The sequence below is a fragment of the Ruegeria sp. THAF33 genome (assembly GCF_009363615.1).
GTDB lineage: Bacteria > Pseudomonadota > Alphaproteobacteria > Rhodobacterales > Rhodobacteraceae > Ruegeria.
On record NZ_CP045384.1, the window covers coordinates 244,159 to 258,325 of the forward strand.

General features: G+C 58.3%; 16 protein-coding genes. 8 read left to right on the plus strand and 8 right to left on the minus strand.

Translation table 11 applies throughout. The annotated features are described in order from the left end of the window. Positions 1-3: 3 nt before the first annotated feature. From FIU92_RS01240 to mdh, 7 genes are all read right to left on the minus strand, one after another. The gene (locus FIU92_RS01240) at positions 4-2,961 is read right to left on the minus strand and encodes a 2-oxoglutarate dehydrogenase E1 component (protein ID WP_152456825.1); all 2,958 of its coding nucleotides are present in this window, start codon (positions 2,959-2,961) and stop codon (positions 4-6) included. Further along, entirely contained in the window at positions 2,958-3,500 is a 543-nt protein-coding gene (locus FIU92_RS01245) for a DUF805 domain-containing protein (RefSeq protein ID WP_152456826.1), read from the minus strand. Before FIU92_RS01245 ends, FIU92_RS01240 begins: the two co-directional genes overlap by 4 nt. Beyond that, positions 3,497-3,994: a DUF805 domain-containing protein gene (locus tag FIU92_RS01250; protein WP_152456827.1), complete on the minus strand. Its 498-nt coding sequence runs from the start codon at positions 3,992-3,994 to the stop codon at positions 3,497-3,499. Before FIU92_RS01250 ends, FIU92_RS01245 begins: the two co-directional genes overlap by 4 nt. Before the next feature lie 116 nt (positions 3,995-4,110). Further along, a complete protein-coding gene (gene sucD, locus FIU92_RS01255; protein WP_152456828.1) occupies positions 4,111-4,992 on the minus strand; it encodes a succinate--CoA ligase subunit alpha in 882 nt (293 codons plus the stop codon). A gap of 13 nt (positions 4,993-5,005) precedes the next feature. Beyond that, positions 5,006-5,833 carry a glycosyltransferase family 25 protein gene (locus FIU92_RS01260; RefSeq protein WP_152456829.1) on the minus strand — a complete coding sequence of 276 codons (828 nt, stop codon included), beginning with the start codon at positions 5,831-5,833 and terminating at the stop codon, positions 5,006-5,008. 97 nt (positions 5,834-5,930) lie between these two features. Continuing rightward, positions 5,931-7,124 (minus strand): ADP-forming succinate--CoA ligase subunit beta, encoded by a 1,194-nt coding sequence (gene sucC / locus FIU92_RS01265; protein WP_152456830.1) that lies wholly within the window; start codon positions 7,122-7,124, stop codon positions 5,931-5,933. A gap of 309 nt (positions 7,125-7,433) precedes the next feature. Further along, positions 7,434-8,396 (minus strand): malate dehydrogenase, encoded by a 963-nt coding sequence (gene mdh / locus FIU92_RS01270; RefSeq protein WP_117870353.1) that lies wholly within the window; start codon positions 8,394-8,396, stop codon positions 7,434-7,436. 167 nt (positions 8,397-8,563) lie between these two features. On the opposite strand from mdh, the gene FIU92_RS01275 reads away from it, so the two are divergent. Beyond that, a complete protein-coding gene (locus FIU92_RS01275) occupies positions 8,564-9,319 on the plus strand; it encodes a sulfite exporter TauE/SafE family protein (protein WP_152456831.1) in 756 nt (251 codons plus the stop codon). Here FIU92_RS01275 and FIU92_RS01280 read toward each other — a convergent pair whose 3' ends face one another. Beyond that, on the minus strand, positions 9,320-9,625 hold the full coding sequence (locus FIU92_RS01280; protein ID WP_152456832.1) for a hypothetical protein: 306 nt from the start codon (positions 9,623-9,625) through the stop codon (positions 9,320-9,322). Positions 9,626-9,796: 171 nt separating this feature from the next. Here FIU92_RS01280 and FIU92_RS01285 point away from each other — a divergent pair, with 171 nt between their 5' ends. From FIU92_RS01285 to sdhD, 7 genes are all read left to right on the plus strand, one after another. After that, positions 9,797-10,654 (plus strand): CoA ester lyase, encoded by an 858-nt coding sequence (locus tag FIU92_RS01285; protein ID WP_152456833.1) that lies wholly within the window; start codon positions 9,797-9,799, stop codon positions 10,652-10,654. 6 nt (positions 10,655-10,660) lie between these two features. Beyond that, on the plus strand, positions 10,661-11,215 hold the full coding sequence (locus FIU92_RS01290) for an NnrU family protein (protein ID WP_152456834.1): 555 nt from the start codon (positions 10,661-10,663) through the stop codon (positions 11,213-11,215). Between the two features lie 12 nt (positions 11,216-11,227). Beyond that, entirely contained in the window at positions 11,228-11,434 is a 207-nt protein-coding gene (locus tag FIU92_RS01295) for a DUF1737 domain-containing protein (protein ID WP_152456835.1), read from the plus strand. Further along, positions 11,434-12,462, plus strand: a complete 1,029-nt coding sequence (locus tag FIU92_RS01300) for a MaoC family dehydratase (protein ID WP_152456836.1) — start codon at positions 11,434-11,436, stop codon at positions 12,460-12,462. Before FIU92_RS01295 ends, FIU92_RS01300 begins: the two co-directional genes overlap by 1 nt. Before the next feature lie 54 nt (positions 12,463-12,516). Further along, a complete protein-coding gene (locus FIU92_RS01305; protein WP_152456837.1) occupies positions 12,517-13,179 on the plus strand; it encodes a DUF1194 domain-containing protein in 663 nt (220 codons plus the stop codon). Positions 13,180-13,393: 214 nt separating this feature from the next. Continuing rightward, on the plus strand, positions 13,394-13,780 hold the full coding sequence (gene sdhC / locus FIU92_RS01310) for a succinate dehydrogenase, cytochrome b556 subunit (RefSeq protein WP_152456838.1): 387 nt from the start codon (positions 13,394-13,396) through the stop codon (positions 13,778-13,780). A 13-nt stretch (positions 13,781-13,793) separates the two neighbouring features. Continuing rightward, positions 13,794-14,165: a succinate dehydrogenase, hydrophobic membrane anchor protein gene (gene sdhD / locus FIU92_RS01315; RefSeq protein ID WP_117870336.1), complete on the plus strand. Its 372-nt coding sequence runs from the start codon at positions 13,794-13,796 to the stop codon at positions 14,163-14,165. Positions 14,166-14,167 lie beyond the last annotated feature (2 nt).

Sequence of the window (14,167 nt, forward strand, 5' to 3'; positions counted from 1 at the left end):
CGCTTATTTTCCTTCGAGGCTCAGCGCTTCGTTAACCAGCGCTTCTTGTTGGGCTTTGTGTTGGCTGGCCAGGCCCGTTGCGGGCGAGGCCGAGGTTGCGCGACCGACATAAGCCGGACGGGTATGTTTCGCGCCGATCCGGGAAAGAACCCATTCGATATTGGGTTCAATAAAGGTCCACGCACCTTGGTTTTTGGGCTCTTCCTGACACCAGACCATTTCGGCATTCTTGAACCGTTCAAGCTCGTTGATCAGAGAATGCGCCGGGAAGGGATAGAACTGTTCGATCCGCATCAGATAAATGTCGTCGATGCCGCGAGCATCGCGTTCCTCCAGCAGGTCGAAATAGACTTTACCGGAACACATCACCACGCGTTTGATCTTGTCATCCGCCACCAGCTTGGTGTCGGAATTGCCCTTCTGGGCATCATCCCACAATACCCGGTGGAAGCTGGATCCGGTGGTGAAATCCTCTGCGGTGCTGACTGCCAGCTTGTGGCGCAGCAGTGATTTCGGAGTCACCAGGATCAGCGGCTTGCGGAATGTCCGGTGCAGTTGGCGGCGCAGGATGTGGAAATAGTTCGCAGGCGTCGTGCAGTTCGCCACGATCCAATTGTCCTGACCGCACATTTGCAGGAACCGCTCCAGCCTTGCCGACGAATGTTCGGGGCCTTGCCCCTCGAACCCATGCGGCAGCAGACAGACCAGGCCGGACATCCGCAGCCATTTCGATTCACCCGAACTGATGAATTGGTCGAACATGATCTGCGCGCCGTTGGCGAAGTCCCCGAACTGGGCTTCCCACAGGACCAACGCATTTGGTTCGGCCAGCGAGTATCCGTATTCGAAGCCGAGCACTGCATATTCGGACAGCATCGAGTCGATCACTTCGTAATGCGACTGACCTGCGCGAATGTTGTTCAGCGGGTAATACCGTTCTTCGGTTTCCTGATGAACGAATCCGGAATGGCGTTGGCTGAAGGTGCCGCGCGTGGCGTCCTGCCCTGCAAGGCGTACCGGGTAGCCCTCGGTCAGCAGGGATCCGAAGGCCAGCGCCTCACCAGTGGCCCAGTCAAAGCCTTTACCGGTTTCAAACATCTGTTTCTTGTGCTCAAGCAGACGACCAACCGTCTTGTGCATGGCAAATCCGCTTGGTGCGCGGGTGAGGGCATCGCCGATTTCGGCCATGGTTTCCGGCGTAATCGCCGTCTCGCCGCGCATGTATTCGTCTTTGTTCTTGTCAAGATGCGACCAGCGCCCATCCAGCCAATCGGCCTTGTTGGGTTTATAGTCCTTACCGGCCTCGAATTCGTCGTTCAGATGAGCCTGGAAGGCCGCTTTCATATCCTCGATCTCACCCTCGGGGATCAGGCCATCCTTGACGAGGCGTTCCGTGTACAAGGACAGCGTGGTCTTATGCGTCTTGATCTTCTTGTACATGATCGGGTTGGTGAACATGGGCTCGTCGCCCTCGTTGTGACCAAACCGGCGATAACAGAAGATATCCAGAACCACGTCCTTGTGGAACTTTTGGCGGAACTCGGTCGCCACCTTGGCTGCATGAACAACTGCCTCGGGGTCATCCCCGTTCACGTGGAAGATCGGCGCCTCGACCATCAACGCGATATCCGTCGGATATGGGCTGGAGCGTGAAAAATGCGGCGCGGTGGTAAAGCCGATCTGGTTGTTCACTACGATGTGCATTGTCCCACCGGTGCGATGCCCGCGCAGACCGCTCAGGCCAAAGCCTTCGGCCACGACGCCCTGACCGGCAAAGGCTGCATCGCCGTGCAGCAGAATGGCCATGACCTTGGTGCGGTCCGTGTCGCCCAACTGATCCTGCTTGGCGCGGACCTTGCCCAGAACCACAGGGTTCACCGCCTCAAGATGCGACGGGTTCGCCGTCAGCGACAGGTGCACGCTGTTGCCGTCGAACTCGCGATCGCTTGAAGCACCGAGGTGGTATTTCACGTCGCCCGAACCATCCACGTCTTCGGGTTTGAAACTGCCGCCCTGGAATTCGTTGAAAATGGCGCGGTACGGTTTGCCCATCACATTGGCCAGAATGTTCAAACGGCCCCGGTGCGGCATCCCGATCACGATATCACTGAGGCCGAGCGCGCCGCCACGCTTGATGATCTGCTCCATCGCCGGAATAAGTGCCTCACCGCCATCGAGACCAAAGCGCTTGGTGCCCATGTACTTGACGTGCAGGAATTTCTCAAAGCCTTCGGCCTCGACCATCTTGTTCAGGATGGCTTTGCGGCCTTCCTTGGTGAACTGGATTTCCTTGCCATAACCCTCAATCCGCTCTTTCAACCATGCAGCCTCTTCCGGGTTCGAGATATGCATGTATTGCAGCGCAAAAGTACCACAATAGGTTCGCTTCACTATCTCGACGATCTGCCGCATCGAGGCGACCTGAAGTCCCAGAACGTTGTCGATAAAGATCGGTCTATCCATATCGGCATCGGTGAAGCCGTAGGTTTTGGGGTCCAGTTCCGGATGATTGCTGGCCGCGCGCATGCCAAGGGGGTCAAGGTTGGCGGCCAGATGGCCCCGGATCCGATAGGCCCGGATCAGCATAAGCGCCCGCAGACTGTCCAGCACCGCGCGTTTGATCTGGTCATCGCTGACTTCGACACCTTTGTCGGCGGCCTTTTCCTTGATCTTCTTGCCTGCGGCCTTGGCGTCAATCTCGGCCCACTCGCCGGTCAACGCACCGGTCAGATCATCGGCAGGCATGGGCGGCCAGTCGGTCCGCGCCCAAGACGGCCCTTCGGCCTCGCGCTGCACATCCGGCGCGGCGTCACCCATGGCCTTGAAGAACTCGACCCAGGCAGCGTCTACCGCACCGGGGTTCTTGGTGTACTGCGCATAAAGCTGTTCCAGGTATTCGGCGTTGTGCCCCTGCATGAAGCTCGAGGCGTGAAAGGCAGTATTGGGCGAGTGTTCGGTCATTGGGCTACCTCATGTGGGTTGGGACCGTATTGATTGGTGCCTGGCTGGCTGGGGCGGGTCAGCCACCACAGCACCAGGAGGGGCGACACCACCAGAACGATAAGTGTCGGGATGACGATCAGCAATGTTGCGCGGGTAAACAAAATGTCGAGCGTTCCGCCATGCTGAAAACTCGAGGCGATCCCGATACCAAAGATCAGGACGGCAAAGGCCCCAAGGATCAGCAGGATCGGCAGCAGAGCATACAGCCCACTGCGCCCGGTGTCGTGCATCCGCCGCCACGCAACGGCCAGATGCGGGAAGAAGACGATCAGGCCGACGATGCTCTGCACCGGAGCCGAGGAAGTTGCGGTGACAGATTTCACCTCATCGCTTTCGGTGATCGCGACCTGAGTGAAGAACTGCCAGTCGATGATGCCGGCGATGATGTTCCAAATCACGATGAACAGGAAAAAGAACCAGTATTCGGGTCGCGAGGCACGACCTGAGAAGGTGAAAAACTTGGAGAAACAGGTGCGTATGGCGTCGGAGAAGGTCATGCGAAGCCCTCTTCACGCGGCACCCCAAATCGATTTTTGTCTGGGTCGGAAGCAACCAGCATCAACCCGATAACATTGGACGCAACCAGCGCGCTTGTCACTATCGCGATTAGGAACACTGGAACAAAAAGAAAGATGACCAGAAGAAACAGGAGAATCGGTCCGCCGATCAGCAACCCGAAGCCAAGAAAGACATGATACCCCAGCCAAACGATAAATACTGTTGCGAACGGATAGAGCGCTTGATGCCCATCTTCGCCAGTATCCTGCAGCCGTCTGCACATTGCCGAAAGCAGGGGCAAAGACGCGGCGGTGATCACCAAAAGCCTCGAGGTGCCCCAGTTTACGAGAACGCTCCAGTCAAACAGTAATGCGGCGGAGATCGGCAAAACAATTGCAATAGGGGCAAACCACCAAAACTCAGAACGCGACGCTCTGCCCGAAAAGACAAATGTCTTTCGGATGCCGGTCGATATGGCTTGCTTTGGTCCCATCGTTACTGTTCCGCCCGGAATTGCCAAAGGCAAACTTCAGGATTGATGGGCGGGCGCGTCTCGCCCACCCCCGAGCCGGGCGTTGCACCAAAAGCATATGCCCGGTTCTTGGTCACTTACCCAATCGCTTCCAGCACGGCTTCGCCCAGCTGCGCCGGGCTTTCGGCCACGACGATACCGGCCGAGCGCATGGCTTCGATCTTGTCTTCGGCGCCGCCTTTGCCACCGGCGACAATCGCGCCTGCGTGGCCCATACGGCGGCCTGGAGGGGCTGTGCGGCCTGCGATGAAACCGGCGGTCGGCTTTTTGCGGCCCTTCTTGGCCTCATCCGCCAGGAACTGCGCAGCTTCTTCCTCGGCCGAGCCACCGATCTCACCGATCATGATGATCGACTCGGTCTCGTCATCGGCCAGGAACCATTCCAGCACATCGATATGCTCGGTGCCTTTGATCGGGTCGCCGCCGATACCCACGCAGGTGGACTGGCCCAGACCCACATCGGTGGTCTGCTTGACGGCCTCATAGGTCAGGGTGCCCGAGCGGGACACAACGCCGACCGAGCCGCGCTTGTGGATATGGCCGGGCATGATGCCGATCTTGCAGGCGTCGGGTGTAATCACACCGGGGCAGTTCGGGCCGATCAGGCGGGATTTGCTGCCTTCCAGCGCGCGCTTCACCTTCATCATGTCCAGCACCGGGATGCCTTCGGTGATGCAGACGATCACTTCCATCTCGGCATCAATCGCCTCGAGGATCGAGTCCGCCGCGAATGGCGGCGGCACATAGATCACGCTGGCATTGGCTTCGGTCACGTGCTTGGCCTCGTGGACCGAGTTGAACACGGGCAGGCCCAGATGCTCCATCCCGCCTTTGCCGGGGGTGACGCCGCCGACCATCTTGGTGCCATAGGCAATGGCCTGTTCGCTGTGGAATGTACCCTGCGAGCCGGTAAAGCCCTGACAGATCACTTTGGTGTTTTCGTCGATGAGGACTGCCATTTTGTCCCTTTCTCTAGGCGGTGTTGGATTGATTGGGTTCAGTCGCCGGCAGAACCTGCGGCGCATAGGTAATTTTCTCGAGCGTGGCACGTCCCAGGGCCAGGTTGGCCGTCGTACGCAGGCCGCTGCTGATTTCAGCGATGCCACGCCTTACTTTTTGCCGGATCAGAGGCCAGCCTGTTGGTCGCGCGCGCGGTGCCCCCATATTGTATTCGCCGGGCGCCTCGTTGCCCTGTTCGACCATGGCTGGGATCACCTGGTAGATGTTGATCTGACGCGCCGCCGGCGATGCGGAAGGGTTGAACAACAAACCATCCAGCGTAATGTCAAAGGGTTTCTGGGCCAGGAAGTGCCGGGCCGCTTCGCGTGTCAGCGCATAAGCTGCACCACCGGGATGGCGCGAACGCATCAGGCGCAGTTCCCGCCCCAAATGGGACAACCGCTTGCGTCCAAGTGCCACGTAAAGCTTCGTGCTGCGCCAGCGTTCAAACCGGACGATATCGGCATCTGTGGGCCACCATGAGGCATCATTCAGCCAGTCTGCCAGTTCCGGTGTCAGAAACACATCATCCTCAAGGATCAACGCCTGTTCCGCGCCCGAGGCGATCAGCGCCTCCCATGCTTTGGCATGGCTGAGGGTGCAGGCCATGTCCTTGGTATGGAAATAGCCCCACGGCCCCTCGGCCCGACAGTCGCGCAGGAAATCCTCACGGGTGGCGGCGTCGCAATCAACGGCATTAACGCGCGTCGCCGACAGGCCTGCCTTTTGCAGCTCCTGCTCCATCAAACGCGCCCGCCCTGTGGCGCGTTCAAGACCTATGAGGAAGATGGGGATGGTCATCAGATCGATTGCTTCTTTCGGCCTTGCGCGGCAATGCTTTTCAGCTTGGTTTTAGCCGCGATGGGGCGGGCCTGAGGCCAGCCCCACTTGAACAAGCTTACCCCTTGACCGCCTTCACGATCTTTTCGGCACCGTCTTTCAGGTTGTCCGCCGCGATCACGTCCAGGCCAGAGGTGTTGATGATCTCTTTGCCTTTCTCGACATTGGTTCCTTCCAGACGCACAACCAACGGAACCTTTAGGCCGACCTCTTTCACCGCGGCCACGACACCCTCGGCGATCACGTCACAGCGCATGATGCCGCCGAAGATGTTGACCAGGATGCCTTTGACCTGCGGATCGCTGGTGATGATCTTGAACGCCTCGGTCACCTTCTCTTTAGTGGCGCCGCCACCCACGTCGAGGAAGTTGGCAGGCTCGGCACCATAAAGCTTGATGATATCCATCGTCGCCATCGCCAGACCGGCACCGTTGACCATACAGCCAATCTCACCATCCAGCGCGATGTAGTTCAGGTCGTATTTCGACGCTTCCAGCTCCTTGGGGTCTTCCTCGGTCGTGTCGCGCAGCTCGGCGATGTCGGGGTGGCGGTAGACCGCGTTGCCGTCAAAGCCGACCTTGGCGTCCAGCACCTTGAGATCGCCGCTGTCGGAAACGATCAGCGGGTTGATCTCCAGCATCTCCATGTCCTTCTCGACGAAGGCTTGATAGAGCTGACCCATCAGTTTGACGCATTGCTTGACTTGCGGGCCTTCCAGACCCAGCGAGAAGGCGATGCGGCGACCGTGATACGGCATGTAACCGGTGGCCGGATCGACCGAGAAGGACAGGATTTTCTCGGGCGTCGCGGCGGCCACCTCTTCGATGTCCATGCCGCCCTCGGTCGAACAGACGAAGGAAATGCGGCTGGTCTGACGATCCACCAGCAGGGCCAGGTACAGTTCACGCTCGATGCCCGAGCCTGCTTCGATATAGATGCGGTTGACCTGCTTGCCTGCCGGACCGGTCTGATGCGTGACCAGAGTACGGCCCAGCATCTTTTTGGCTTCTTCGGCGGCTTCTTCAACCGATTTGGTCAGACGAACACCGCCTTTTTCACCGGCGTCGGCCTCTTTGAACGAACCCTTGCCGCGACCACCTGCGTGGATCTGTGCTTTGACAACCCAAAGCGGGCCGTCCAGCTCACCTGCTGCGGTTTTGGCTTCTTCGGCGCGCAACACGGCGCGACCATCGGACACCGGTGCGCCATAGCTGCGAAGGAGGGCTTTGGCCTGATATTCGTGAATGTTCATCGAAACTGTCCCGTCTGACTGCGTTTAATCGTTATAGGGGTGTCTAGCGGGCAAGTTTAAAGGGTTTTTTGATGGTCGATGGGTTTTTAGCGAAGATTTTCAACATTTGTGATCACGGGATTTTAGGGTGTGATCACAAAATTTCTGATGTGGCAAAACGATTCGAAAAAACTGCGCAGCGTCAGAAAATCACATTCGAAAAAAGGGATTTGCGGCGTTTGCGCCAACATTTGCGACCGGGACATGCGCGGACCAAAAGAAAACCGGCCCTGAAACGGGCCGGTCTGTTATTCGGAGTTCAGGGCTGTTTTACGCCAGCGAGCTGTCGATGCCCTTGCACGCGTCGATCAGACCCTTCACGGCGTTCACCGAGTTGTCGAACCCTGCCTGCTCGTCTTCGTTCAGCTTGATGTCAACGATACGCTCGACGCCGCCTGCGCCGATCACGGTCGGAACACCGACATAGAGCCCGTCTACACCCAGTTCGCCGTTGCAGTAGGCCGCGCATGGCAGAACGCGTTTCTGGTCTTTCAGATAGGCTTCGGCCATTTCGATCGCCGATGTTGCAGGCGCGTAATAGGCCGAACCGGTTTTCAGCAGGCCAACGATTTCGGCGCCGCCGTCACGGGTACGCTGCACGATGGCGTCCAGTTTCTCTTGCGTGGTCCAGCCCATCTCGACCAGATCAGGCAGCGGAATGCCGGCAACGGTCGAGTAACGGACCGACGGTACCATGGTGTCGCCGTGGCCGCCCAGAACGAAGGCGGTGACGTCGCGCATCGAGACGTTGAACTCTTCCGACAGGAAGTGTGCAAAGCGCGCCGAGTCAAGCACCCCTGCCATGCCGCAGACCTTGTTGTGCGGCAGGCCCGAGAATTCGCGCAAGGCCCAGACCATCGCGTCCAGCGGGTTGGTGATGCAGATCACGAACGCGTCGGGTGCGTGGGCTGCGATGCCTTCACCAACCGACTTCATGACTTTCAGGTTGATGCCCAGCAGATCATCGCGGCTCATGCCCGGTTTGCGGGCCACGCCTGCGGTCACGATGCACACATCCGCGCCAGCGATATCGGCATAGTCGCTGGTGCCTTTCATCGAGGCGTCGAACCCTTCCGAAGGGCCGGATTCAGCGATGTCGAGCGCCTTGCCTTGAGGCAGCCCGTCTGCGATGTCAAACAGGACAACGTCACCCAGTTCTTTGACAGCTGCGAGATGTGCGAGCGTGCCGCCGATGTTCCCCGCGCCGATCAGCGCAATCTTGGGTCTGGCCATTTGGAATTTCTCCATATCCGGTCGGTATTGAAATCGCGGTTGTGCTAGTCGTTAAAACGTCAATAGGCAAGAGTTCTGCGACGTGGCATACAACCGCATACTGTTTGCAGGCCCCGCTTTGATTGCGCTAAACGGCCTTTGAGACAAGCCAAAACCGGGACTGTCACATGTTCGAATTGAACTTGATGTTTTTTGCCGTGGCGATCCCTGCCGTGATCTTTGCCGGTATTTCAAAGGGCGGTTTCGGTTCCGGCGTGGCCTTTGCCTCGTCGTCGATTCTGGCCTTGATCCTGACGCCCGGGCAGGCTTTGGCCCTGATGCTGCCGATCTTGATGGTGATCGACGTGGCCACGTTGGGTCCCTATTGGAGGCGGTGGAGCTGGCCGGATTCCCGTCTGCTGATCCTTGGCGCCGTGCCCGGTGTGGCGATGGGTGCGTGGCTTTATCGTGCAACAGATGATGATCTGTTGCGTCTGCTGATCGGTGGCATCTCGGTCGGGTTCGTAATCTGGCACATCGCGCAGTCGAAAGGGTGGGTGCGCGGGTTTGCCAGGCGACTGCCGCCGTCTTCCGGTTTATTTGCCGGGCTGGTCGCGGGTTTCACAAGTTTCGTCAGCCATGCCGGTGGCCCCCCGGCAGCGGTCTATCTATTGTCGCAACGCCTGACGAAAACGGAATTTCAAGCCAGTACGGTACTGGTTTTCTGGGTGATCAATATCGCGAAATTCATACCTTATGCGTATCTGGGTATGTTCACATGGCAGACGTTATGGGCGGATTTGCTGCTGACACCCTTTGCGATCCTGGGGGCATGGCTGGGCGTCCGGGCACATTTCATGTTGTCCGAACGCCTGTTCTTCGGGCTTACCTATGTGCTGCTGACGCTCACCGGCAGCAAGCTGATCTGGGACGCGCTTACTTAATCAGGCATTGGGTGGCAGCGCCTCGGCCACCTCTTCAAAAGCCTGACCAGAAGCCACAAGGCAGGTGATCCCGTTGGGCAACGTCACCGTGATCGTCCAGCTGCCGGTTTCGTCCGAGGCAAAAAGCTCCATGACGGCGCCTTTCCGGACCAGTCCCAAACCCCTGCGCGTTTCACCATAGGACTCGTGCAACCGTTCCAATACAGCTTCTCTGGGCGCACAGTTTTGACCCTGAGCATGCACATGTTGCGCGACCAGGACCATGATCCCAAGCCCCATCGTCATCTTGAACACCGTCTTTTGCATCCCGTACCCCTTTTTGATTCCAACTGCCGATCAGGGTGGGTGGCAAGGGACGAAATCCGGTTAAGGGAACGCACGTTGCGTCGGGTTTGCTGCGGTGCGGCGATTTTGTGCTTGAACTTTCCTGCAAAAAATGTCCCATTCCGCGCAACTTTATTTCAATAGGAGTGGTCCATGGATCCTCGTCTGCGCCCCTATCGTTCGGTTCTCTACATTCCTGGCTCGAGGGACCGGGCCCTGGACAAGGCCCGTTCTTTGCCTGTGGATGCGATCATCTTCGATCTGGAAGATGCAGTTGCAGCGGACGAAAAAGAAAACGCTCGCGAAACGCTGAAAGGGGCCTTGGCCGCTGGGGGCTATGGTGCGCGGGTCAAGATCGTCCGGATCAATGGGCTGGACACCGAATGGGGGCGTGCCGATGCCGAGGCGGTGCGCGACATGGATGCCGATGTTGTCCTGTTGCCCAAGGTGAATTCGGCGGCTGACGTGGATGCTCTGGCGGCGATCACCGGAGAATTGCCGATCTGGGCCATGATGGAAACGCCGCGCGGAATGCTGAACGCTGCCGAGATCGCCGCGCATCCGCTGATGGCCGGGTTCGTGATGGGAACAAACGATCTGGCCAAAGAACTGCAAACCCGCTTTCGTCCCGATCGCCTGCCGATGATGACTTCGCTGGGTCTGTGCCTGTTGGCCGCCAAGGCCGAAGGGCTGATCATCATCGATGGCGTTTACAACGCTTTCAAGGATGCCGAGGGTCTGGCCGCCGAGTGTGCGCAGGGTCGCGACATGGGCTTTGACGGCAAAACTCTGATCCATCCGGCCCAGGTCGATGTGGCCAACACAGCCTTCGCACCATCGGATGACGAGATCGATCTGGCCCGCCGCCAAATTTCGGCATTCGAAGAGACCGAAGCGCAAGGGCAGGGTGTTGCCGTCGTGGATGGCAAGATCGTTGAAAACCTGCACGTTGCAACGGCCCGTGAAATTCTGGCAAAAGCAGAGGCGATTTCAGCTTTGCAAGCGGGGTAAGCCAGCATGGGCTTTGTTCTTCTTATTTTAGGCGTGGCGCTGTGGTGGGCCGCGCATCTGTTCAAACGCGTGGCACCTGAACGCCGCGCCGCGATGGGCGACGGGGGCAAGGGGGCAGTAGCCCTGGCGCTGGTCGCGTCGATCCTGTTGATGGTGTTCGGCTATCGCATGACCGACTTCATTTATGTCTGGGCACCGCCGACCTTTCTGATTCACGTCAATAATCTGTTGGTTCTGATCGCGATCTTCATGATGAGCCCCGCGGGCACCAAAGGCCGGGTGCTGAACAAGCTTCGCCATCCGATGCTGGGTGGATTCAAGCTGTGGGCCTTTGCGCATTTGCTGGTAAACGGAGATCTGGCCTCGATCATCCTGTTCGGCGGTCTTCTGGCATGGGCCGTGGTCGAAGTAGTTGTGATCAACAAGGCCGAACCCGACTGGACGCCCAGTGAGCCGGGTACCTATGGCAAGGATGCGATGTTCTTTGTGGCGTCGATCGTGCTGCTGGGGGTTATCGGATATATCCACGGCCTGGTCGGTCCGTCTCCGTTTGGCTCATGAGGACCTGACCCCATGGCGAAACTCTATCGTTTGTTGACCGAAGAAGACACGTCAGCCTTCTGCCACAAGGTGTCAGATGCGCTGGCGAAGGGATGGGAGCTGTACGGCGACCCGTCCTATGCCTTCGACTCAGCCAACAATGTAATGCGGTGTGCGCAGGCTGTGACCAAAGAGGTCGAAGCCGACTATTCCCCCGACATGAAACTGGGACAGCAGTAATGGTAAAAACAAATCCGGGTCGATTTTTCGAGGATTATTCCGTAGGGCAGGTGTTGCAACACGCCGTGCCGCGCACAGTGACCGAGGGGGAACGCGGTTTGTATCATGCGCTTTATCCCGCGCGTCACGCGCTGTATTCCTCGGACGAATTTGCCCGGGATTGCGGTTTGCCGGAAAGTCCGCTTGATGATCTGGCGGCGTTTCATCTGGTTTTCGGTAAAACGGTTCCGGATGTCTCATTGAACGCGGTTGCCAACCTTGGCTATGGCGAAGGCCGTTGGCTGAAACCCGTCTACGCCGGTGATACCCTGCGATCTGTATCCGAGGTTATTGGCGTCAAACAGAATTCCAACGGGAAAACAGGTGTCGTCTGGGTCCGCACCCGTGGTTTGAACCAATTGGACGAAGTCGTCATCGAATATGTCCGTTGGGTGATGGTGCGCAAGGCAGACGTGAATGCGCCAGCGCCCGAAACGGTTGTTCCCGAATTGAAGAAGGCCTTGACGCCCCAGGATCTGATCGTGCCCGAAGGTCTGGATTTCTCGAATTACGATTTCGCTTTGGCCGGTGAAGCGCATCGTTGGGGCGATTATGAAATCGGAGAGAAAATCGACCACGTGGACGGCGTCACCGTGGAAGAGGCCGAACACATGCTGGCCACGCGATTGTGGCAGAACACCGCCAAGGTGCATTTCGACCTGACGTTCCGCCCGGAAGGCAGGTTGATCTATGGCGGGCACGTGATCTCGATGGCGCGGACATTGTCGTTCAATGGGCTTGCGAACGCGCAGATGATTGTCGGCCTGAATGGCGGCGCGCATGCCAACCCGTGTTTCGCGGGCGACACGATCAAGGCCTGGTCCGAAGTTCTGGATAAGGCAGAAACCGGTGTTCCCGGCGTGGGTGCGATCCGCCTGCGTCTGGTGGCGACAAAGGGTGGCGATCCGTTCGTTTTGAAGAATGACGAGGGCCGGTATTTGCCGGATGTGCTTCTGGACCTCGACTATTGGGCGCTCATGCCGCAATAGGCGTGCTGACGGTAATGTGAGCCATTCGCGTGCAAGCCGTGCTAGGCTTGCAACATGCATATTCTGCGCGCGATATTGACCAGCGTTTGTCTGGCGCCGGCGGCTCAGGCCTGCGATCTGGCGCTGGCCCTGGCGGTTGACGTTTCCGGCTCTGTCGACGCCAGCGAGTTTCGTATCCAGATGGACGGGCTGGCCGCTGGTCTGCGTGACCCGATCGTGTCCGAGGCATTGGTTCGTGGTCAGGCGCAGTTGATGCTGGTGCAATGGACCGGGTCGTCGCGCCAGCAGGTCACGATCCCCTGGACCCGAGTTGACAGTTTCGCGGCGCTGGATCGTTTTGCCGATCAGGTTGCCGAAGATCCACGCATCTGGCGGAACTTCTCGACAGCGATTGGCGAGGCGCTGCACACGACGCTGGACGCATTTGAGTCCGTTTCCGATTGCAAACGGCGACTGATCGATCTGTCCGGGGACGGCGTATCCAATGAAGGCGTCGAACCGACGCAAGTTCACGCGGCTTTGCGCAACCGCGGCATTGTCGTCAATGCGTTGGCCATCGAAGAAAGTGAACCGGACCTGACGGCCTATTTCTTTGAGAATGTCATCGTGGGCGAAGGCGCTTTTGTCGTTTCGGCCTCGGGCTTCGCGGACTACCCGGAACGAATTCGCAAGAAACTGCTGCGCGAAGTGACGCAGCAAACGGCAGGCCTGAAATGACAGTCAGGAGATTCGTGATCACATGCCTTTGGTCTTGAAATCGCTAACATTGATGAAGGGGAATGTTAAATGTGATCACGACAATATTTTGTGTGATCACATACCGGAATAATCCGTCAAATTGCGCTGAATTTAGTGGTTTTTGCACCCGCAGCACGTGACAGTGTCGCAAAAAACAGTAAAACGTTCGGTAGCCAACCGAAAAGGAGCCGCCATGGCCGATGTAAATCGGGGCAACCGCCCACTTTCGCCGCACCTGTCGATCTATCGTCCACAGCTGACGTCGGTCACATCCATCCTGACACGCATCACCGGAAACGCGCTACTGCTGGCGGCGCTGCTGATCGTCTGGTGGTTTCTGGCCGCAGCAACGTCGCCCGAGGCCTTCGCCGTTGCGAACGGAGTGATTACTTCGGTGCTTGGCGATCTGGTGATGGCTCTGTCCGTTTGGGGTCTTTGGTATCACACGCTGGCCGGTGTACGGCACCTGATCTGGGACAATGCGATTGGGCTGGACCTTCCCACAGCGACAAAGCTGGGCTGGGCCGTCGTCATCGGATCGGTCGTGCTGACCCTTCTGACCCTTGTCATCGTCGCGTGATTGGAGGCCTTACATGCGTTATCTGACCGACCGCAAACGCGCCGCTGGCCTTGGCTCGGCGAAATCCGGCACCGCTCATTTCTGGGCGATGAAAGTCAGCTCGGTGGCTCTGCTGATCCTTGTGCCTTTGTTTGTTTTCACCTTCGGCCCGGTTCTGGGTCAGCCGTTTGACGTGGTACTTGAATACTACTCGCGGCCCTTCCCGGCCATCGTGGCAGCACTGACGCTGGCGGTTGGCTTCAAACACTTCGCAGACGGTGCGCAGGTGATGCTTGAAGACTATGTTCACGGCACGCTTGAGAAGGTCCTGATCATTCTGGTGACCTGCCTGTCCTACGGTGCGGCCGCGGCCGGCATCTTCGCCATCGCGCGCATTGCCCTTTAATT

Excerpts from the sequence above, each read along its gene's own strand:
- FIU92_RS01285 (WP_152456833.1), top strand. The coding sequence starts at position 9,797 with ATGGATCCTCGTCTGCGCCCCTATCGTTCGGTTCTCTACATTCCTGGC.
- sdhC (WP_152456838.1), top strand. The coding sequence starts at position 13,394 with ATGGCCGATGTAAATCGGGGCAACCGCCCACTTTCGCCGCACCTGTCG.
- sdhD (WP_117870336.1), top strand. The coding sequence starts at position 13,794 with ATGCGTTATCTGACCGACCGCAAACGCGCCGCTGGCCTTGGCTCGGCG.
- FIU92_RS01250 (WP_152456827.1), bottom strand. The coding sequence starts at position 3,994 with ATGGGACCAAAGCAAGCCATATCGACCGGCATCCGAAAGACATTTGTC.
- FIU92_RS01295 (WP_152456835.1), top strand. The coding sequence starts at position 11,228 with ATGGCGAAACTCTATCGTTTGTTGACCGAAGAAGACACGTCAGCCTTC.
- sucC (WP_152456830.1), bottom strand. The coding sequence starts at position 7,124 with ATGAACATTCACGAATATCAGGCCAAAGCCCTCCTTCGCAGCTATGGC.
- FIU92_RS01300 (WP_152456836.1), top strand. The coding sequence starts at position 11,434 with ATGGTAAAAACAAATCCGGGTCGATTTTTCGAGGATTATTCCGTAGGG.
- mdh (WP_117870353.1), bottom strand. The coding sequence starts at position 8,396 with ATGGCCAGACCCAAGATTGCGCTGATCGGCGCGGGGAACATCGGCGGC.
- FIU92_RS01245 (WP_152456826.1), bottom strand. The coding sequence starts at position 3,500 with ATGACCTTCTCCGACGCCATACGCACCTGTTTCTCCAAGTTTTTCACC.
- FIU92_RS01290 (WP_152456834.1), top strand. The coding sequence starts at position 10,661 with ATGGGCTTTGTTCTTCTTATTTTAGGCGTGGCGCTGTGGTGGGCCGCG.
- sucD (WP_152456828.1), bottom strand. The coding sequence starts at position 4,992 with ATGGCAGTCCTCATCGACGAAAACACCAAAGTGATCTGTCAGGGCTTT.
- FIU92_RS01305 (WP_152456837.1), top strand. The coding sequence starts at position 12,517 with ATGCATATTCTGCGCGCGATATTGACCAGCGTTTGTCTGGCGCCGGCG.
- FIU92_RS01240 (WP_152456825.1), bottom strand. The coding sequence starts at position 2,961 with ATGACCGAACACTCGCCCAATACTGCCTTTCACGCCTCGAGCTTCATG.
- FIU92_RS01260 (WP_152456829.1), bottom strand. The coding sequence starts at position 5,833 with ATGACCATCCCCATCTTCCTCATAGGTCTTGAACGCGCCACAGGGCGG.
- FIU92_RS01280 (WP_152456832.1), bottom strand. The coding sequence starts at position 9,625 with ATGCAAAAGACGGTGTTCAAGATGACGATGGGGCTTGGGATCATGGTC.
- FIU92_RS01275 (WP_152456831.1), top strand. The coding sequence starts at position 8,564 with ATGTTCGAATTGAACTTGATGTTTTTTGCCGTGGCGATCCCTGCCGTG.